This window comes from Lacticaseibacillus huelsenbergensis (genome assembly GCF_029726355.1).
In the GTDB taxonomy this organism is placed as follows: Bacteria; Bacillota; Bacilli; order Lactobacillales; family Lactobacillaceae; genus Lacticaseibacillus; species Lacticaseibacillus casei.
Genome location: NZ_CP120687.1, coordinates 865,048 through 885,196 on the forward strand (window position 1 = coordinate 865,048; position 20,149 = coordinate 885,196).

Consider the following 20,149-nt stretch of genomic DNA (forward strand, 5'->3'; position numbering starts at 1 on the left):
ATCACTTCGCCTCCATTTTTGGTGATAACTCAGCCGCTACAGCCTTGCCTCGTTCGACAATCTGTTGAAACGTCTTGAAGTGCGCGTCAAGATCCGGCACTGCTTGCGGCTGAATGGTCGAAACGGTGTACGACCGCTTCATAGTTGCGGCCACATCTTCCGGCGCTAATTTTTTCAGCACCAGCAGCTGTGACACAATGTTCCCAGTCACACTGGCTTCGATCGGCCCGGCGCTGACCGGCATTTGGGTCAGATCCGCCGTTAGCTGCACTAACAACTGATTCTGGATCCCGCCGCCAAACATATGAATCTTCGTCAGTGGCATTTCCGCAGCCTGTTCCAAGTTGAAAATAGTTTGCCGATACGTCATGGCCAGACTTTCCAAAACCGTACGCACCAACTGACCGCGACTTTGCGGCAACGGCTGGCCGGTTTGATGAAGGAAGGCTTCAATCTTTTCTTCCATCCGACTCGGACCGGTGAACAACGGATGATTCGGGTCAATGTAACTGTGCAGGGATTCAGCCGCCTGCGCTTCTGCGGTCATTTTGCCAAAATCAACCATCTCGCCTTGATACGACCATTCCCGTTGCAACTCCTGTACGATCCACAGGCCGGTCACGTTTTGTAATAGGCGATTGCTGCCGTCAAAGCAGCCTTCATTGGTCAAGCCGGCATCGGCTGCCGCCAGCGACACGATCGGCTTGGCAGTTTTGCGGCCGATGATGGACCAGGTGCCGCAACTGATAAACGCGGTTTGTTGCCAATCTTCCGACGTCAGCGGCAGCGCCAACACCGCCGCGGCGGTATCATGCCCAACACCATTGATGACCTGCATATCATCATTCAACTGCAATTCCGCCTGAATCTCCGGGTGCAATGGTCCCAGCACGGCGCCGCCAGTCACCAGTTGGCCAAACCAGTTGCGCGGAATGCCCAGCTTGTGCAAAACCGCTTCATCCCAGTCACGATTGGCAACATCAAGCAAACCACTGGTGCTGGCAATCGTAAAATCGGTCTGTTTGACCCCGGTGAAGAAATACCCAATCAGATTCGGCATCATCAACACATCCGCGCCTTCCGTCAGCAAAAACGGATAACGGGTTACGTCGGCAAAAAGCTGCACATTGGTGTTGATCATAGCCGCCTGATTACCGGTTTCCAGAAACAGCTTGCACGGACTCATGCGCTGATAAAATGCCTTTTTGACGGCTTCGGTTCGCGAATCTCGGTAACTGTGCGGGGCAAATAACAGCTCACCGCGTTGACTCAGGATGCCGTAATCAACGCCCCAGGTATCGATGCTCATGCCGTCGATCCGCCCGAGATCCCGCCGTGCAATGGCCAGGCCATACTTGATTTCCTGGAAAATTTTCAGATAATCCCAATACAGATGGCCATTCACCGCCACTGGCTGGTTGGAAAAGCGAAACTGCTCTTTTAAGTGAATTTGGTCACCATCAAACTGGCCGGAAATCAAGCGACCGGAACTCGCGCCCAGATCAACGGCAATTAAATTTGTTATTGCCATGGTTATCACTCATTTCCCCAGCTATTTGTATAATGGACCAAAGTTCTTGCAGGCATTGAAGTCGGCCGCTTCGAGATTCTCCGTGCCTAGTGACGACCATGCCCGCGGCCGGAAAATGTCGGCTTCAGGAACATTGTGCATATTCACCGGAATCCGCAAAATCGAAGCTAAGGTAATCAAATCAGCACCGATATGCCCATAACTGATGGCCCCGTGGTTGGCTCCCCAGTTGTCCATCACGTCATAAACCGACTTAAAGGCACCATGACCGGTTAAAATCGGTACAAAGAACGTTGATGGCCAACCCGGATCGGTTCGCTTGTTGATAATGTCGAAAACATTTTCCGGCAAATCAACGGCATAGCCTTCTGCCACTTGTAATTCCGGACCCACACCCTTGACCAGATTCAGGCGGGCCATGGTGACTGGCATGCCTTTTTCACCGCCGCGGGTGACATAGTTAGATGAAAAGCCACCGCCACGGAAGTAGCCAATGTTCGCCGGAATCCAACGGGTGTGGTCAAGATTGGCCTGAGCTTCTTCTTCGCTTAAGTCATAGAACGGCTTGATCGCCGGCTGGCCGTCAATTGTCTCCTGCCCGGTCGCATCAAGCGTTTGGGCACCGGAGTTAGAGAGATGCAGGAATCCATTCTTGGCTAACCCTTCAAGTTTGGTGCCAGTGACACGCTCAACGGCTTCAGGGCTCCAGTACGTCCGCACATCAGCAAAAATCTGCGGGGTGTTGGTCAACAGGTAGTTGAACAACATGGATGTCGCATTCAACGAATCATTTTCGGTCGCAAAAACATGCGGCTGATGAATGCCATTCCAGTCATACTGGGAATTCATGAAGGCTTCCATGTAGTCGCCATTAGGAAAATGATCCGTCCACTGCCGCTGTCCTTGGAACCCAGCGGCAATCGCGTTGTGCCCTTCTGCTTCTTCCTTGAAGCCCATGTCGGCAAGTTTCTTATTGCCATCCATGAGGTCACGAGCAATCATGGTCATTTTCACACAGGCAACGAGTTGCTCATGTTTTTGCTCGTCGGTAAATTTGTTCGGATCATCTTCGTTGTAAAGATCCGGGCCAATCGGGGTATTCTTTTCGGCCCAGGCCAAGGCCTTTTCAAATTCTTCCTTATCATAGATGCCTTCGTCCCAGCGGCGAACAATTTCCGTCATGTCCACATACTCGTTACGCATGCCTAAGTATTCCTGGAAGAAATCAGGGTCAACGGTCGAACCGGCAATTCCCATCGCAACACTACCGATCGACAGGTAACTCTTGTTGCGCATGATGCCGGTCGCCAGCGCACCTTTGGCAAACCGAATCAGTTTGGTTTTGACATCGTCAGGAATGCTGGTATCGTCGGCGTCTTGAACATCATGGCCGTAAATACCGAACGCCGGAATCCCTTTCTGAGCATGCGCCGCCAACACGGCTGCCAGATAAACGGCGCCTGGACGCTCGGTACCATTAAAGCCCCAAATCGCGTGCGGCAGATCCGGTGACATATCCATCGTTTCACTGCCATAGCACCAGCATGGGGTCACCGTAATCGTGCCACAAACGCCGGCACGATCGAATTTCTCTTTCGACATCGCGGCTTCTTTAACCCCGCCGATGGTCGTATCGGAAATCACCGTCTGCACCGGCGAGCCATCAGGATACTTAAGCGTCGCCGCCAAAAGATCCGCCACCGAATGCGCCATCTTCATCGTCTGATCTTCCAATGATTCACGAATGCCACGCCGCCGACCATCAATCGTAGGACGAATACCAATCTTCGGGAATGTCATGTTTGTCATTTCTCTTGCCTCCACATGTGCTGCTTGTCTAGTTACCATCTCGTTAATTTCATCAGCTGACTACGGCTTTTATGATAAGCGCTTTCATTCCACGCGCCAAGGGTTGGCAAAGTGATTGAAACTTCGTCAAAAAAAGCGCCAATTTTCGTCATAGTTCATCAAGCTTGTGAATATTTCTTCGCTAGGGTGGGTATACCAAAGGGAGCATTTACGGTAAGAAGCTATAAGTCCACCCTTTCCTTTATCTTTCAAGAGTGTTAACTTGATTTAATCGGTGTTCATTTCCGAAGAATCAATTAAATATGAGGAAGGGTGACACCCTGTGACTATTAAAAAAGATTCTTTGCTTAGACGAATGGTTTATATGGCAATAATGTACTTTATAGGACCGCTCCCGTTGTTCTTTGTATTAATCATGTCCTATGAAAAGAGTGCCGTGACATTAATTGCACTTACAGTAACCTGGGTTTTAGCAAATGCCGCCATTATATATATTGCATATCGATTCGTTTATAGATACACGGAGAAGCCCATTATACAAAAGGCAAACCTCAGCGACCTTCTATATGTCTTCGGGGGCTATGCAACGATTCTGATAAGTAATGGCATTTTAACCTTTTTGAATCATGTAATATATAACCGGGTACAATCACCAAACAATCTGGCCATTGAGAAATCTTTACTCAACCACCATCAGCTAATGGTTGCTGTTCTTATCATCCATCTGGTTGTTGTAACTCCCATCGTGGAAGAGTTAATCTATCGAGGAATGGCCTTTAACTTATTTTTCAATTCGAATCAAGTCTGGCTAAAGATACTACTGAGTGCCGTCTTATTTTCCTCCGCGCATCAAAGCAATACGATTTTCAGTTTCTTACTCTACGCATTTATAGGCATCATCCTTGGATTTGTCTATTGGAAAAGTGGCAAACTGCAAAATTCGATAGCGCTGCATGCGCTCACTAATCTGGTCGCGGTGTTAGCCACACTTGTTTAACTACCAACTGCTGCAAACAAATCTAAGAAACTCAGTGGACATTTAAATTTTACATTTCACATACTCGTCAGCACAAAAGCATAGGAGTGCAAATGAAAAAAGAACCCTTAGCCTCACAGGTCTTTGTTGTATTGGTCATTGCATTCGGCTGGTCATTCCTAGCACAAATCGTCCCAACGCTTATGGTCATGTTCGGCATGGACAACGATGCTTTGCTTGGCAATCCCTGGTATCAAGTATTATTTTTGTATACTGAAGCGATTGGAATTTCTGGCATGTACCTTTACTATCACAAAGACAACGCCTTAATCCCGTTACGTAGTGCAAGGCCCTTGAAAAGCTATCTCTTGGGTTGGCTGCTCGGTCTGCTCTTCTTTTCAGCGATCTGGGGAGTGATTACCGGTCTGGGTGGATATCGGCTTCATTTTGTTTTCAGTAACAATAGCATCGTTCTGGTTCTTTTATTTCTTTTTGGCTATGGCGTGCAGTCAATGTTTGAAGAACTGCTGTGTCGTGGCTATGTCATGGGCTACTTCCTAAAAGAGAAGCGGCCGTTGTTGGCAGTTGTCATCAATTCGGCTTTTTTTGCTTTCTTACATATCGCCAACCCCCATTTTGACTGGCACGCCGCCACAGGTCTTTTCCTATTTGGAGTTTTGATGTCTGAGCTGCGCCTCCTTAGTCATAATATTTGGCTGAGTGGCGCTGTGCATGCTGCTTGGAATTTTGCCGAAGGAACTATCTTTGGAACTGTCGTTTCGGGCTTACCGAATGTGGGGCTGATCATCAAATCTGACAATACGACAACTGCCCAGATGCTGACAGGGGGACTTTTCGGAATCGAGCGAAGTAGCGTTTCAATCATTGCGCATCTTGTTGCAGTTATTATACTTGCGTTCGTCATTCTGCAAAGAAAAGGCAGAGAACGGCCTGACCAAGCGTCCGCATCAGATTGAGAACCACATCAGTGACTCTCAATCGCGTGACAAGATTCGGATTCATTTATCAGTTTTTCCTCGCTGATCGTTGAGCCGAAAACAATGCAAAGGCACATGTATTCACTCCCATTTTGGGATTGTACATGTGTCCTTTTTTGTCGAACTTAATCGATTGATTAGCGTTAGCAAAGCTGCATGCCGAAACAGCTAGGTGCAAGCCGTTTAACCCACTAATCAAAACTCAAATGAACCTCAATCCCCATCTTTCGCAACCAATGGCGATCGGCCACACAATAGTTGTCGGCGCCGATGGTATGTAGAAAGGTGAGCATCTCCACGATATGTTGATACTCGTGCGGTTCGTTGCGGAGTGAGCACCGCAATGCTGCCTCAATCATCCTGATGCGGTATTTGAGGAAAATCGTGTCGGCGGTGGCAACCAGTCCGCGCAAGTTACCTAACAAGACGTTTGCCGTTGGTACATCATGCTTTTCAATGGCTGCGACTGCCGCGTAGAACAAGCCGCTAGTGAATGGTTCGAGAAAAATATGGGCATGGGCGTGTTCAATTTCATGAATAGCTCTGATCAGACAGTGCCTGCTGTCTTCAGGATTGGCTAAGTAAATTGAGGCCGCAAACAGTTGGAACTCCAGCAGGAACCAACGGCCATTGCCGAGCAAATAGTGAATTACCGGCGCAATTGCGTGACCGCGATCTAACTTTTCGTGTTTGAATATGCTGCGATAAGTTTTGAGAACAGTGACGATCATTGCATTGATAGTGTCTGGCTTCCCTTCAAACGCATCAATCGTCTTGTCTAATTCACGCGTGTCTTCAGTAAGCGCAGCCTCAGCTAATGTTTGCCACATCTCGGGAATTTCGGTTGAACCATCCACGAGTTCGGCAGTTTCCGGCAATGAAGCATGAACGCGGCGGAACAAGTCGCTGGCAAGCTTAATCGAAATGGTCTGACTGCCTCGTTCAAATCGCGAAATCGTGCTTAAACTAGTGCTGTCGGCAATGTCTGCCATCCGCAGCTGTCGCCGTTTGCGCATAGCTGCCAGCAACAACCCAAAATTTGCAAATGTATCTGTCACGGCATTCACCTCTTCAGATTTTCATATATGCAAGTGAACATTTAAAACAATTGTCATCGTCATTGCCCCATCGTAAGCTTTTAGCATCGCGGGCGTGTTGATAAAAAGTGAAAATTTACCCGTTTCACAATAAACGTACGCTTCAATGAAGAAATTTGCGAGCAAAAAGACCGCGACAAGTGAATCTAAAACCTAGGCAAGTGGCACTCGGACAAGATCTCATCAAAATGTTCGGCCGAGCGTTGTTTGTTCCTAACGAGGTGTTTATACATTGGCATTTTTATGGCTGCGTTTACCCAAGAAACGAGTGGTTTTAGCCGGTGTCATCGCTTTATCGATCTGTGCATTACAGATGATTCAACTACTAAAACCGATCCCAGCCGGCAATTCTCCTTATACCCGTTGGCTGTCAATTGACCCTTTCAGTTTTTTACCGATCATCTTTTTCATTTTGTTGCCTTTGATCGCCAGCATCCCCGCCGGAACCTTGTTGAAAAACGATGTTGATTCCGGCTTATTTGCAAAGGTTAAATTGCAATCCCCATTGCAAAAGGTCATGTGGTCCTATATCGGTATTGCCTTCTTAACCGGTTTTGCCATCATCGCATTGGCATTGTTGCTTAATCTCGCGGTCTACTTTACCGTTTTGCCCAATATAAAACCGGACAACCTGTTGAACAGTAATATCCTGTTAATTAACCAAAACACGCTGTTGGTCAGTCTTTACTATGCCCACCCATTATTACACGCTGCTATCTCTATCCTTTTTGCAAGCATTTGGGCGGGTCTTTTTTCTGTCTTTGTGACGGTGACGGCGATTTGGATCAAAAATGCCTTTGTTGCCATGAGCCTAGGACTGGTTGCGCAAATTGTTGTGCTGATGCTCAATAGCTTCATCAAATTACCTAATTCTGTCAGTTATTCACCAGCTGACTTTCTCCATGAAATGTCACCCACGGCCAATGTCAATCTCGCGGTCACTGGCATTGTCACTTTACTGATGCTGATCTATTGCATTGTCTTTTCCCAAATCGGGGTGAAGCATCTTGTACCGTAACGTCATCCGTCAACAGAATCTACTCACGCATGCATTTCTCAAAATTCATGTCGTCTGTGCCGTGATCACGCTCATCATCAGTTTGATCGATGGCAACAGCTTAACCCAAGAACTCATGTCACCGGAAAATCTGATCGTAATTATTTTCCCTCGCTACTTAATTTTTTGCGGACTGATTCCGACTTACCTGCTCGCATTACTTGCCACCACTCAGATTCGTTCGCAAGATATTCTGATTTATCAATCGCGAAAAGTGGTCGTTCTTCAAGTACTTTATCGGCTTTGCTTAATCACCATCATCATGGCTGGCGTTTGGACTGTTGGCACCGTTTTGATAATGACTGTCAGCCACCATTTTTACTTTTTGGCAGCAATCTGGCTCACGATTTTGGTACGCGCCGTTTATTTGTGGACAGCGTGTTTTCTACTGGGAATGATTGCGATCACACTAACGTTTGCCACCAAAAGCAAGCTAATCGCATTTCTTATTAGCTTTTCCATCAGCGCGTTATCTTTTTACCTTGCCACTGCCACAATGCCTTCTTTATTCTTCGACTTTACCGGTGCAGATACTAATTTCGTCTTGCTTGGCAAAGAAACCATCATGTTAGGCGCTACTTTGTTCTTCGTTGCAGTCATGACACAGATTATCGGGAGGAGGGATTTATAGTGTGGCGACTGTTTCAAAATCAGTTTTTCTTTTACTGGCACATCATTCGGATTCGATTGCTTTTCTGGTTAATCTTTATGAACCTCGCCATCATCATTCTCACTTTCCAGATCGCTGGCAATCCCCACACATCCGTCATCAACCTGTTTTTTGATGGTACCAGTTACGCCATGGTTGAAACCCATCATGTCATCTTGCCGGTTTTGTGGTTCGTTTATTTCTTTGCCCCGCTTTTAATTTCGCTCAACAGCTTCAAGCAGCTGTGGCAGGCGCGCACGATGCACCTGCGTGGATTAAAAATACCCCCGCGGCAGTTTGCCAATGTCAATTTGCTATTGCTGGGTTTCATCACAACGACCTATTGTGCGTCGACAATGACCTCAACGTTCCTAGCCTCAATCGCCACATCGCGAGCGGGGCTTTCCACCACCCCAGGGACCTTCAGCGAACTTCTTTGCCTTACTTGGCTAGGCGTTTTCACGCTCCTGTTGATTCAAACCATTGGCAATCGATTCAATCCGCCACTTGCCTTGATCGTTCCTGCCACCATCTTAATCGCGACAGCCTATACAGAAAATCGGTTTAACCCATTCAGTTTCTTGATGCTCAGCCGACTCCCAACCACAGGAACTTGGAACGCTATCCTAATTTGGCTCGGCATCGCCATCGCAATGACGCTCGGTTACGTCATCATTGACCGCAACATCAAGTTAGCTTGAGGAGGACTTCATGACATTTATCGAATTACATCAGGTAGCTAAAGTCATCAAGCATCGGCAACTCTTGCACCAAGTCAATGCCAAAATTGACCGCGGCAACATTGCAACACTTGAAGGCATCAACGGCTCTGGAAAAACGTTGATTTTAAAAGCGTTGCTGGGCCTCATCTCCGTTACCGGCAATGTAACAGTCGCCGGTAAAACCGTGCGGACTCAAGATGCTTACCCGATCAAAGCCGGCATTTTAATCGAAAATCCCAGCCTGATCGATGACTTCACGGCGGCTAAAAATCTGGAACTACTGGCTAGATTAGACCCTAATATCCAATCATCGCAAATTCAGGATTTGCTGACTTATTTTGACCTCACAAGATTTCCCAAGCAAAAAGTTCGCAAGTTTTCTCTAGGCATGAAGCAGAAACTGGGCATTGCGGAGGCATTTTTAGGCGGCTATCCCCTGATCGTCTTGGACGAACCCACCAATGCGTTAGATCATGACGCCATCGGCAAGTTGGTCCAACTCATTCACGATTATCATGTCAAAGGCGCCACTTTCATCATTGCCTCGCATGATCACGATTTCGTGGAGGAGGTGGCGACGCAAAAGCTATTGGTAAAGGAAGGGACGATCAGTGATGCGCACTAAACATAAGCTTTGGCTAACGACTTTTCTGGTCTTAATCTTGGTGATGTCGATCGGTATTTTCCGTTACCACGAAGTCAATGCAAACCCCAAGTCACTCGGCGTCACCAAAGAAGTCTTCATTCAACAAAATCAACTCATTCATGCCAAGAATGTCGACTTCATGATTCGCAGCGCCCATGTCTCAAAAAGCAAAGGCCAAATCATAGTGCCGGTTGAACTGACAATCAAACAACCCGGCCCGGCCGATTATGGGTATAAGAAAAATAACCCCAATTTTTTGGAAAACATGTGGCTGAACATCCCCTATAGCATCAGCACTGCAACGGCTGATGTCACGGATAAAGACAACCAGCGCATTCACAAAACCGAGCATCTTTTAGCTGCCAAACAACCCATCACGCTGCATTTCATGACAACGCAAGAAAATTATGCGTTACGCAATCAGAAAATGAGATTCAGTTTTTTAGTGCCGGTGTCGAATCATTATGTGAAATATTCGCTGTTGCTGGAATAGTTTCCCCATCAAAATGGGCTCTGAAATTCCGTTAGATCCGGAGTTTCAGAGCCCTTAAATTCGCTGATCAAACTGCTCATGCATGATGCATGAATCCATGCAAGTCACTTATTTCACGGCATTTTTCGCCTTAGTTACATATCGTGTGATGTACGTAAACAGCACGAAGGTGGCAACAAGGACAATGTAGAACAGCAAGTTAGGAACCTTCATGACTACCTGTACAAGCACACTCAGCGCAATGACAACAATATAAGCAAACACGGCAATAAAAAGTTTCTTCAAGGACCCCATCCCTCTCCAGTTTATTAGATCGAAAGCTCAGTTCAAATTCCGACATCATTCATGGACATTCCAAGTCGTCACCCAAGCATAGAAACAACAGCTTCCTTAGTAGACAAGGTCTGCACTGTTAGCTTTTACAAAAATTGATCGAGTGTCGCTAAAATGAAGGCAACTGAAAAACATTCGCAGTCTAATTGTACATGGATGGCATTGAAAAGGCGATAAAAAGGTTTTTCATTCCAACGATGTTTAAGCTAGTTTCAAAAATATCAAAAAGTAGGCATCATACCAATTCAAGAATTAACTTGCTGGTATGATACCTACCTTTATTGCGTTTTTCAGCAGCTCCCAATCCTCACTTCTTATTTTTCTTAGCATTTTCAATCAGCCAAAAAATCCCCGAAAAAATAGCGGGAACGACGATCACCGGTAAAAGAAAAGCGCTGTTGCCATAATAAGAAGCCGCAAAAAGCACAAAACCGTAAATAACAAACGCGACTACCCAAATGATTTTTCTAAGCAGCGTCATGCCACATCCTCCTCGCCTTTTACTGGGACGAAACCATTGGTCGGCGGATTTTTATGCACTGACAATATAACATTTTGAATGTAAAGTAAAGAAAACTGAACGTAGCAAAAAGCCCCAATCGCTCGGGACTTTCTTTGTTTATTCAACCTTTGCGTGTCACCTCAGACCGCCGCTCCCGTTTCTGCCACGGCAATCGATTCCGCTGTGGCCGATTACGGATCGCGGCCAACATGTCTGCCTGACGCTGGCGATCATCTTGAGCGTCGCGGTTTTCCAACGTGGCCCATTCTTCCGCAGTTAACAGCGCCACATTTTGCGGCAGGTTTTCCTTGAAGAACTGGCGGATCTGGGCCTCGGATTGATCAAACATCAAGGAGTAGCTGCCGCCTTTTTTAGACCAAAAGGTGACCATGGTGCCTTGCTTGATGGTTTCAGTGATAACCCGATCATAGCGCCGGTAGTCACTGGCATGCGCGACCGAGCCATACGTGATCACTTTGGTTTTGCCTAACCCTTGGCGATACAGCCCGACGCTGGCCACCAGAATCGCCAAGATCGCGAGACGGAGGTTGCTGACGGTGTTCGCCGACCAGAACAGCGCAACGATTAATAGTGCTGCGACGATGGCGACCACGACTTTAAGCCAAGAGGACTTGGTTTTGATTTGCAGCTGTCGTTGCTGCTGCCACTCGAGATAAAGCAATCCGCCTAACAAGAGTGCCGTTGCTGTTACATCTGTCATCTCACATGCCCCCTAGCTTTCAATCCGCGACTTCTACCATTCGGCAATCGTGCCATCATAGTTCTTCCAAGACGGGTTGTTCCATACCAAGCCTTCCTGGGCAACTTCTTTGATCTTGTCTTCGTCCATATCAATGCCGAGACCCGGGCCTTTTGGTAGTTGAACATAACTGTCTTTGTATTGGAAAATTTCTTTGTTTTTCACAAAGTCGAGCAGGTCAAAGCCTTGATTGTAGTGAATGCCCAGGCTTTGTTCCTGAATGAACACATTTGGCGTGCAGGCGTCAACTTGCAGGGTTGCTGCGAGTGACACCGGTCCATACGGTGCATGTGGCGCGACGCCCATGTCAAAGGCTTCGGCCATCGCGGCAATTTTGCGGGTTTCCAAAATACCGCCACACAGCGCCACATCTGGCTGCACGATATCAATAGCCCCTTGACGGAATAAATTCTTGAAATCCCAGCGTGTGTAAAGCCGTTCGCCGGTTGCCAGCGGAATGGAAACTTCGCGGGCAATGTCATCAAATGAATCCCAGTTTTCCGGTAACACGACTTCTTCCAGAAACATCGGATGATACGGTTCCAGCGCATGCGCCAGCACTTTTGCCATTGGCCGGTGAACCCGCCCGTGGAAGTCAATGCCGATTTCCAGTTTGTCACCGACCTGATCACGGATGGAAGCAACGCGATCAACGACGGCCTGCACCTTGTTGTAGGAATCAATATAGTGCAGTTCCGAAGTGGCATTCATTTTAATCGCTGTGAACCCTTTGTCGACCCGCGCCTGCGCTTGTTCGGCAACATCGGATGGTCGATCGCCGCCGATCCAGGAGTATACCCGAATGCGATCGCGCGCCGCCCCGCCGAGCAGTTCATACACCGGCAGATTAAGCGCTTTGCCTTTGATATCCCAAAGTGCCATCTCCAAGCCGGAAATAATGGTCCCGTTAATCGGACCGCCTCGGAAGAAGGAGCGGTGCATCTCCTGCCACAGCCGTTCAATCTCGAACGGATCACGGCCGATTAACTTTTTGCCCATTTCATAGGCACCAGCGACAACGGTTTCCGTTTTGGTTCCGGAAATCATTTCACCCCAGCCCGTAATGCCTTCATCGGTTGACAATTTAACAAAAATCCATCGTGGCTTAACTTTGTAAACTTTAATATCTGACAGTTTCAATTCAAAAATGCTCCCTTCAAAACAGTTTCAACGACGTTAACGATTAAGCTTGGGCACTTTTCTGGTTCTGGGCATCCATCGCCGCATTGACATGTTTGATCCCGTCAAAGAAGTACCAGACACCGGCGAAAATAATTAACAATACTGGAATCGAAATTAGCGGATGCCAAGTGAATGCGAAGTAAACCGCAAAACTTTGAATCATCGAAGTGGCCGCAAATGATGAAATATACAGCGAGTTGGCACCAAGTTTAATGCCGACTGATTTGGCAATTTCCGTCAAAACCGGCGCTGTCGAAGTCCCGCACCACAAAAGCGAAGCGGTGACGACCAAGCCAATGATGATGTTCTTCAGCAAATTGCCGTTTGTCAGTGCCACAACCAAAGCCACCCGGAATGGCACAACCGCCAAGTCAGCAAATGGCAAGACTTGGTTGCCCGGTAAGACCAATGCCATCAAAATCGTCAATGGAATGATGATCAAAGCGGTCGTGATAACATCGGCATTCCCGACAACCACGGCGGCGTCCAAGCCGATAAACAGCTTGCGGCCTTTGAACCGTTTTTCTGACCATTTTTGCGCGGAGTCGGAAATTGGCATCAATCCTTCCATGAACAGCGAGGTCATTTTTGGAATCAGGACCAAAACCGCCGCCATTGACACACCTAATTGCATAATCTTCATGAGGTTATACCCGGCGAAAAAGCCAATGGCCATCCCGATTAACAGCCCCATGATCATCGAATCACCGAAGAAGCCTAAATACTTCTGGGCATCACGAATGGAAAACTTATTGCGCCGCATAAATGGAATGCGATCCAACAACCAATTCAACGGCCATGCAATCACCAATGACGACAGCGCCGACACGGTTGGCAAGGACACGCCGGGCATACCGAAGAACTTTTCGGTCATCGGCTGTGACCAGTCGGCCAGCTTGAAAGTGACCAGCGCCATGACAATTGATGAACCCACGCCAAGCGCAATATTCTTCGTGACGAAGTAAACCATGACGCCGACAATGGCCATGTGGTGATAGTTCCAAATATCAACGTCAAGCGTATGCGTGCGCTTGATGATCAAAAGCACAATGTTGACGGCCAAAATAGCAAAAATCAGAATCGCGATAATCGGTGATGCCCAAGTCACGGCGGCAATGGAACCCCAGCCAACATCAAGTGCGGTCAGATGGGCACCGGTTCGCTCAACCATGGCTTTGGCAGCCGGTCCGACATTGGTGGTCATGAAGTCCAGAATCAATTTGATCCCGGCAAAACCAATGCCCAACGTCAGCCCGGATTTAAACGCTTTGTCGATACGCAGGCCAAAAATCATGCCGATAATCGTGATGATAACTGGCAGTAACACCGTTGGACCGGCGGCAATTAACCAGTTAAAGACGTCCATTACGATATTCATAAAACGTTATCCCTCCAATTCGGTCGGATTGACCCGACCTTGTTGACGCACCTGCTTACTTGTCTTTAACCGTCTCGTAAATCTTGTTGAGAGTCTCTTGCGCCCCAACGCCGGTTAACAATGGCAGACCATGAATATACGGAACCCCGTGCGTTTGCCCTTCAAACTGGCCAGTCGTCACCAGTAAGTCGTAGTTTTCGACTTTGCCCGGCACTTCCATTAACTTCGTCTGGGTCGTTTCAACATCGACCCCTTTTTCTGCCAAAAAACTCTTAATCTTCGACGCAACCACCGTTGACGTTGCGATACCATTACCACATGCAACTAAAATATGAGCAGCCATAATTTCTTTACCTCCATTTTTTATTCAAACGTTTTCGCCAATAATTGATACAAACCATCCACATCCGCCGCGTCTGCAATGGCGTGGCGTAACTGATCGTCTTGAATGACATCGACGATTTTCTGCAGCATCTCAACCTGGCCATGCGGTTCGCCAATGGCCATCATGATGATGACATCCACGTCCAAGACGTTGTTGACATCCCCCATATCGTGAAATTTAACCGGATGCGCCAAGGTGGCGACCGAAATGGTGGTCTTTTTCACCAGCTGATAATTCGCGTGGGGAATCGCTACGGTCGGTCGCGGCGAAGGCAGACCGGTCGGGTAAGTTGCTTCCCGATCAAGAATCGCCTGTTTATACCCTTCCTTGACGTAGCCTTGTGCAAACAAGTTGTCGGCAATCTGGCTCAACGCGTCCAGATTGTCCTTTGCCTCCAAGTGAGGCAGTAATAATTTTTTATCAATGACTAAATCAACCGCCACAGATCCAAGCCCCTTTCTATAGTGCGTATTTGATATCGACAAAGGCTTGCATAGAAGCCGCCAACCCGTCCACATTCCGGTTAGCCAAATCTTCAGCGTTGAACATTTTGGAACCGATGCCCAAGTAACTGGTCCCATGCGTCAGCAGGTCTTTGGCATTTGCCAGCGACACGCCGCCAACTGCCATTAATGGCAACTTACCAAGTGGCGCCTGAATCGCTTTGAAGAAGTCTGACCCGACCGTGGTCGCCGGGAAAATTTTGACAATGTCGGCGCCTTTTTCAAACATGTCGTGCACTTCAGTCGGCGTCATCGCTGCCGGCACCGTGATGACGTCATGCGCCTTGGCGTAAGCGAAAATGTCATCCGTGAATTCGATCGGACTCAACATGAATTTGGCGCCTTTGGCAATCGCTGCCTTTGCTTCATCCAGCGTTGTGACGGTTCCTGCCCCGATGTGGATGCGATCGCCGTATTGCGCATTGCCGTTTTCAATAATGTCGAGCGCATGTGGCGTATTCATCGTGACTTCAACACCAAATTGATTTTCAAAACCGGCCATCGCCTGCATGATCGCATCAGCCTGCTCCGGCGTGTAACCGCGCATAATCACGGTAAAAGTTGGATATTCAGATAATTCCATGGTGACCTCCTTGTGTTTCGTAACGTGTTGCTTAATTTTTTATTTCAGGTTTGCGCCTGATTTGCTTTCGTAATGTTGCAAGATTTCGTAAGCCTGTTGGCCACTTTTGGCAGCGAACAACTGCTTCAAAGTGGTGGTGTCGGCAATGATCTCCGATAGTTCCTGAATCGCTTGCAGATGCTGATCAGTATCTTTAACGGCAATCGGCACGATCATGCGAATGTGAAACCCGTTTGGATAAATCACCGGCTGTTTCAGAATATAAAAGGCAAAGCCATTATTGAGCACCCCGTTTTCCGGAACTGTGTGGGGAATGGCAACCTCCGTTCCAATGAAGCTGTAATTATCCGCAGCTGCTGTCTCGTCGATCAACGTTTGACGAAACGGATCGGTCACATAATCCAATCGTTCCAACGGTTCAATTGCCTGCTGCAAGGCGTTTTGCCAATCGCGGCTTTGACCGATCTGAATCAGATTCGGCGCCGTCAACGCTGACAAGCGCGGTTGGTGGACTTCCGGGAGTTCCTCAACCCCTTGATCGGCTAAAAACCGGCGCAAGGCATGATCTAAACCCGCAGAATCCGTAATCTTGGCGTGTTTACGCACAATCGCGGTCAATGCCGAAATGCCTGTTTGGATATTTTTTACGCCGATATCATTCAAGACGCGGTACCGCAATTGAACTTGCTCATCTTCGCTTAACAACGGGTGGATGATATATTGCCGCGCCGATGTTTTTAACGGTACCGTGGTGAAAACCAGATCGTAGTCACCGGAAAAGTGTTCGAATTCGCGCGCCGAGGTAGCGGATAAAAAGCTGATTTCCGGAAATAACCGGCGCAGATTCTGAATCATCAGTTTGGAAACGATCAGGCCGTTGGTACAAACCACTGCTGCGCGTTCCTTACTGACGTGTAAGTCGGCGGACTTTTCCAGCTCACCGTCGAAATAAAAGGCAATGAGGTTGCGCTCATCTTCGGGGATGGTTTTACCCGTCAGCTTCTCGAGCGGTTCGATAATCGCATCAATGGTGTCGACCAGAAACCGATGACGGGGATCGGCGGCCATCACCTGCCCGATGCCGATGTCGCGCAAATGCAAGCCATAGCGGACGCGAAAGATCGCCGGTCGTAAGTGGGCGAGGAGCCTTTTCACAAAGTCATCCTGATCCGCCACTTTGATGAACGTCTGCTGTTCAAACTTGGCAACCATCGTGCGAATCGCCGCAACCAACGCTTGATCCGCGACCCCGACATCCCCGCGAATCGTGTTGGCCGATAACAACAGAATCACCAGCCACTCCGCATCCGAATCACTCGTTAGCCACGACTGGGGAATCAGCGGTTTTAGCTGTGCAAACTCCTGCGTATCGCTGATCTGATGCTCAAAGTATGGTGTATCTTTGGCGCGGTGCGACAGATTGCGCGTCACGTTCATCAGCACCGCCAGCATTAAAAAGCTAAACGATTCATCGGAGTACGTGACATTCCGGACATTTTCGATTTTGTGAATAAAATGAATGATCTGCTCTGTGGGCACCTTGCCTAACTGCTCGATTGAGCTGCGGCCATCGTCAAACGTCAGCAGCTGGGTGACCAGATAATTCAACAGGTTACGCATCACCTGTTCGGAACCGGCGATAAAATAGCCTGCCTGCCGCGTGTACTTCAGCGTCAATTGGCGCTCTTCGAGGAATCGGGCAACTGCTTTTAAATCAGCTGACGTGGTTGTCCGACTCACCCCGCTGAAATCATAGATGTGCACCAGTGATAACAACTCGTCGCTGACCAGTAGATACAGGCAAATGAGCAAGATGCGCTCATCTTCTTCGCGATACACATAAGGTTGCGGCGCTTCAGTTGCCTGAACGTTGAAAAAGTCAGCTACTTCGCTTGGGGTAACAAACTCACCGCGCGGGGTCCGAGTAATTTTAGGCAGCTGATGATCCACTAGCTCCTGATTAATTTGGGCTAAGGCGTAAGAAAGTTGGCGCCGCGTAATTTTAAATTGTTTTTCCAAATCACCACTTTTCAAATTAGGATGCCGAATAATTTCTGAAAGGATTTGCAGATTGCGTTTCTTCACTCAACCCTCACCTCCAGGTCCAATATCAATTGTACGGGACAAACCGCCCGTATGACGGCGCTTTCATTCCGGCTTTTGTTCACCCTATTCGGATCCGGAATGTTCAAGGTGAACTTATGTCTGCCTCAAGCGCGTGGTTATCGGTTTTTGCTTGGGTGGAAAAGGCACTGAAGATCTAACGTAATGAGTTTGTTCCCGTGCCAAACTCCGCAATCTCCGGCGGGCTGAGGGCTGGCGACCGCGCAGCTAGAGTGGTGGGCACGACTTTGAGCCTCAGCAAACCCGGCTGAGTCTCAAAGCTCGGCCTTGGTCTAAAACGGGAAAACCGCCCGTTCAAGACCAATTTCACAGCTGAGCCCCATCTGGCCTCCGATTGCTTCGCCTTGGCACTCACTTCTTAAAAAAATTGACTAACCTTCCTCTGAGACAACAAAAGACGAGTGAATTTTCCGATCTACAGAAAATTCACTCGTCTTGTTAAGCTAATGTGAAGGTTACGCCAATCCAAGCGATAACTCGACACCGTTAAAAATGTAATCTTGGATACAACTGTCTACGCATTCACATATCCATCTGCATCTCCTTAACAGCATCAAAGGTTGGATCCACCGCACCGTTAAAGTCATCTTTCATGAAGACGCTGTTGACTTCAAAAGCATTGGTTGCTTGGTTAATTTGACGGTAAAGCAATTGATATTGTATCGGTGATATCCGTGGCGCTATTTTTTTCAAGTGGCGATATGCCGCTGCCTTAATCTCATTTAACGGATAACCCTTTGTTTCTAGAATCGCGGTTTTCGTCCAGCGATAGGTTGTCTTGCGAATGTGACTGAAATCCGGCTCATCATAAGTCCGGCCATCGCGATCAACGGCATAGACAAACATGCCGCCTAAATTTTCACGCGAAAACGTTGCAACCGTATGCATGTTTGAGCGTAAAAAATGATTGGGATCGGTGTCATACCAGCGATTATGATCGCCCTCTTCCGGAAAGGTTAAGCCTGCCAGCAACCGATTTTGTGGAAAGCCAGCTGCCGTATACGTTTGACGCATTTTCTCGGTCCGACTTGGCCCACTGCCATATTGTTGATAACCGAGATTGGAAAAGTAACCCATGACATTTTCAAACGGGGCAAGGTAACTGCCATTGGTGTCATAAATCAATAAGGTGCCATTTTCCGCTTTTGGCCCTAAATACTGCCCCATCGTCTGAATAATGCGGTCTGACAACGCAACTTTTTTGGCATCTGGGTACTGTTCCATATCAATATCGATGCCGTCCAGTCCCCATTGACCGGACAATTCATAGATCAATGTCTGCACATAATCATCAATCTCGCTTGCGGTTGGATGTTGGCCATATTGCTGAATTAAGCCATCGACCATGCGCCCATAATCCAAAGCGCGAACCAGTTTTGCGCCCCGGCGATGCATTTCCGGTGCATAGATGGTTCTTAACCTATCGAAAAACGGTTGCGCCTTGGCCTCTTGACCGGCTGGAACGTAGCTGAACACGTTGATAATATCAATCCCATATGGCAAATCCAGCATGCTTTGCGGATTCGGATCCAAAATTGTTGTATTAACCCCGTGCATGGCTTGGTCCCGCCACGCGCGATAATAAACCATGAACGTCTTTTGCGGCTGCGGCGTTTCCGCTGACGCACACACTGACTGCGGCTTCATCATCAGACTTAAAAAGATCCCGCTGGCGATGATCAGCCAGCTTACCCACCGTATCTTAAAACCCTTTTTCATTGTCGTGCCCCTCCCAATCAAGCAAAATCAGCTTGCTGACTTCTCACCCAACCGTTCGTACAACGCCACGATTTCCTCAGCCAAGTCGCGAAATGTAATGGCAGTCATGACGTGATCTTGGCCGTGGACCATCAAAAGTGACACAGCTTGATGCTGGCCGTTTGCTTCCGCGGTCAGCATGCCGGTCTGAGCTTGATGTGCATCGGCTAAGAAATGATCGGCTTCTTTAAGTTTGGCTTTTGCCTGTTTAAAGTCGCCAACTTTTGCTGCTCGGATGGCTTCGAATGCGGCATTCTTCGCATTGCCGCCAGCCATAATGAGCTGCATCACGACCAATTGTTGTTGTTCGTTCATGAGCCTCGTCCTCCTTAAGCCATTAAATCAAGCGCGGTCTGTAAAACCCGATCGCCTTTCATTAAGCCGTAGTCAGACATATTGATGACAGCGACCGGTATCGACAAGGCTGCTTTAAAGTCGCCTTCCAAATAGCGTACCTGGGGGCCGAGCAGTAAAACGTCAGGATGCTCGGCTGCCAGCTTGTCTTTTGCATCTGCTGCCGAGGCCGCAAAGATTTTGACGTTAGCCTTGGTTTGTTCAGCAGCATCCATCATTTTTCTAACCAGCATACTGGTCGACATTCCTGCCGCACAAACCAGCATGATTGTTTTCGGATTTTCAGCCATGATGAAGTTCCTCTTTTCT

22 protein-coding genes are annotated in these 20,149 nt (G+C 48.0%); 7 read left to right on the plus strand and 15 right to left on the minus strand.

The annotated features are described in order from the left end of the window. Position 1 precedes the first annotated feature (1 nt). Positions 2-1,531 (minus strand): rhamnulokinase, encoded by a 1,530-nt coding sequence (locus LHUE1_RS03815; RefSeq protein WP_049171790.1) that lies wholly within the window; start codon positions 1,529-1,531, stop codon positions 2-4. A 21-nt stretch (positions 1,532-1,552) separates the two neighbouring features. Beyond that, a complete protein-coding gene (locus LHUE1_RS03820; RefSeq protein ID WP_047107040.1) occupies positions 1,553-3,340 on the minus strand; it encodes an L-fucose isomerase in 1,788 nt (595 codons plus the stop codon). Positions 3,341-3,662: 322 nt separating this feature from the next. On the opposite strand from LHUE1_RS03820, the gene LHUE1_RS03825 reads away from it, so the two are divergent. Both LHUE1_RS03825 and LHUE1_RS03830 read left to right on the plus strand, forming a co-directional pair. Further along, complete coding sequence (locus LHUE1_RS03825; protein WP_241484825.1) at positions 3,663-4,337, plus strand: CPBP family intramembrane glutamic endopeptidase; 675 nt, start codon at positions 3,663-3,665, stop codon at positions 4,335-4,337. Between the two features lie 92 nt (positions 4,338-4,429). Further along, positions 4,430-5,293 carry a CPBP family intramembrane glutamic endopeptidase gene (locus LHUE1_RS03830; protein ID WP_049171792.1) on the plus strand — a complete coding sequence of 288 codons (864 nt, stop codon included), beginning with the start codon at positions 4,430-4,432 and terminating at the stop codon, positions 5,291-5,293. A gap of 212 nt (positions 5,294-5,505) precedes the next feature. On the opposite strand, the gene LHUE1_RS03835 is transcribed toward LHUE1_RS03830, so the two are convergent. Then, complete coding sequence (locus LHUE1_RS03835) at positions 5,506-6,372, minus strand: helix-turn-helix domain-containing protein (protein ID WP_049171794.1); 867 nt, start codon at positions 6,370-6,372, stop codon at positions 5,506-5,508. A gap of 271 nt (positions 6,373-6,643) precedes the next feature. Here LHUE1_RS03835 and LHUE1_RS03840 point away from each other — a divergent pair, with 271 nt between their 5' ends. From LHUE1_RS03840 to LHUE1_RS03860, 5 genes are read left to right on the plus strand one after another with little or no spacing between them, the layout of a single operon-like run. Further along, on the plus strand, positions 6,644-7,429 hold the full coding sequence (locus LHUE1_RS03840; protein WP_049171797.1) for a hypothetical protein: 786 nt from the start codon (positions 6,644-6,646) through the stop codon (positions 7,427-7,429). Further along, positions 7,419-8,099 (plus strand): hypothetical protein, encoded by a 681-nt coding sequence (locus LHUE1_RS03845; protein ID WP_049171800.1) that lies wholly within the window; start codon positions 7,419-7,421, stop codon positions 8,097-8,099. Before LHUE1_RS03840 ends, LHUE1_RS03845 begins: the two co-directional genes overlap by 11 nt. After that, positions 8,099-8,818 carry an LPXTG cell wall anchor domain-containing protein gene (locus LHUE1_RS03850; protein WP_080978140.1) on the plus strand — a complete coding sequence of 240 codons (720 nt, stop codon included), beginning with the start codon at positions 8,099-8,101 and terminating at the stop codon, positions 8,816-8,818. The genes LHUE1_RS03845 and LHUE1_RS03850 overlap by 1 nt, the downstream gene beginning before the upstream one ends. Positions 8,819-8,828: 10 nt before the next feature. After that, complete coding sequence (locus tag LHUE1_RS03855; RefSeq protein ID WP_049171804.1) at positions 8,829-9,464, plus strand: ATP-binding cassette domain-containing protein; 636 nt, start codon at positions 8,829-8,831, stop codon at positions 9,462-9,464. Further along, positions 9,454-9,978 (plus strand): hypothetical protein, encoded by a 525-nt coding sequence (locus LHUE1_RS03860; protein WP_049171806.1) that lies wholly within the window; start codon positions 9,454-9,456, stop codon positions 9,976-9,978. The genes LHUE1_RS03855 and LHUE1_RS03860 overlap by 11 nt, the downstream gene beginning before the upstream one ends. A gap of 108 nt (positions 9,979-10,086) precedes the next feature. Here the strand turns inward: LHUE1_RS03860 and LHUE1_RS03865 are convergent, their stop codons facing one another. The 12 genes from LHUE1_RS03865 to LHUE1_RS03920 all read right to left on the minus strand — a co-directional run bounded on the left by LHUE1_RS03865 (position 10,087) and on the right by LHUE1_RS03920 (position 20,130). Beyond that, entirely contained in the window at positions 10,087-10,263 is a 177-nt protein-coding gene (locus LHUE1_RS03865) for a hypothetical protein (RefSeq protein WP_160312072.1), read from the minus strand. A gap of 355 nt (positions 10,264-10,618) precedes the next feature. Continuing rightward, positions 10,619-10,792, minus strand: a complete 174-nt coding sequence (locus LHUE1_RS03870) for a hypothetical protein (protein WP_191978415.1) — start codon at positions 10,790-10,792, stop codon at positions 10,619-10,621. A 142-nt stretch (positions 10,793-10,934) separates the two neighbouring features. After that, a complete protein-coding gene (locus tag LHUE1_RS03875; RefSeq protein WP_049171807.1) occupies positions 10,935-11,534 on the minus strand; it encodes a hypothetical protein in 600 nt (199 codons plus the stop codon). A gap of 33 nt (positions 11,535-11,567) precedes the next feature. Then, the gene (gene dgoD, locus LHUE1_RS03880) at positions 11,568-12,713 is read right to left on the minus strand and encodes a galactonate dehydratase (protein WP_025013330.1); all 1,146 of its coding nucleotides are present in this window, start codon (positions 12,711-12,713) and stop codon (positions 11,568-11,570) included. Between the two features lie 43 nt (positions 12,714-12,756). Beyond that, complete coding sequence (locus tag LHUE1_RS03885) at positions 12,757-14,133, minus strand: PTS galactitol transporter subunit IIC (RefSeq protein WP_010490819.1); 1,377 nt, start codon at positions 14,131-14,133, stop codon at positions 12,757-12,759. A 55-nt stretch (positions 14,134-14,188) separates the two neighbouring features. Then, the gene (locus LHUE1_RS03890; RefSeq protein WP_010490817.1) at positions 14,189-14,476 is read right to left on the minus strand and encodes a PTS sugar transporter subunit IIB; all 288 of its coding nucleotides are present in this window, start codon (positions 14,474-14,476) and stop codon (positions 14,189-14,191) included. Positions 14,477-14,496: 20 nt separating this feature from the next. Beyond that, positions 14,497-14,961 carry a PTS sugar transporter subunit IIA gene (locus tag LHUE1_RS03895; RefSeq protein WP_025013329.1) on the minus strand — a complete coding sequence of 155 codons (465 nt, stop codon included), beginning with the start codon at positions 14,959-14,961 and terminating at the stop codon, positions 14,497-14,499. Positions 14,962-14,977: 16 nt separating this feature from the next. After that, positions 14,978-15,604 (minus strand): bifunctional 4-hydroxy-2-oxoglutarate aldolase/2-dehydro-3-deoxy-phosphogluconate aldolase, encoded by a 627-nt coding sequence (locus LHUE1_RS03900; RefSeq protein WP_049171809.1) that lies wholly within the window; start codon positions 15,602-15,604, stop codon positions 14,978-14,980. 39 nt (positions 15,605-15,643) lie between these two features. After that, positions 15,644-17,689: a BglG family transcription antiterminator gene (locus LHUE1_RS03905; RefSeq protein ID WP_049171812.1), complete on the minus strand. Its 2,046-nt coding sequence runs from the start codon at positions 17,687-17,689 to the stop codon at positions 15,644-15,646. A gap of 561 nt (positions 17,690-18,250) precedes the next feature. Continuing rightward, positions 18,251-19,447 (minus strand): EndoS/ChiA family endoglycosidase, encoded by a 1,197-nt coding sequence (locus LHUE1_RS03910; RefSeq protein WP_049171201.1) that lies wholly within the window; start codon positions 19,445-19,447, stop codon positions 18,251-18,253. A 27-nt stretch (positions 19,448-19,474) separates the two neighbouring features. Further along, positions 19,475-19,801, minus strand: coding sequence for a PTS lactose/cellobiose transporter subunit IIA (locus LHUE1_RS03915; RefSeq protein ID WP_049171200.1), 327 nt, complete (start codon positions 19,799-19,801; stop codon positions 19,475-19,477). A 14-nt stretch (positions 19,802-19,815) separates the two neighbouring features. Beyond that, complete coding sequence (locus tag LHUE1_RS03920) at positions 19,816-20,130, minus strand: PTS sugar transporter subunit IIB (RefSeq protein ID WP_010490807.1); 315 nt, start codon at positions 20,128-20,130, stop codon at positions 19,816-19,818. Positions 20,131-20,149: the final 19 nt, after the last annotated feature.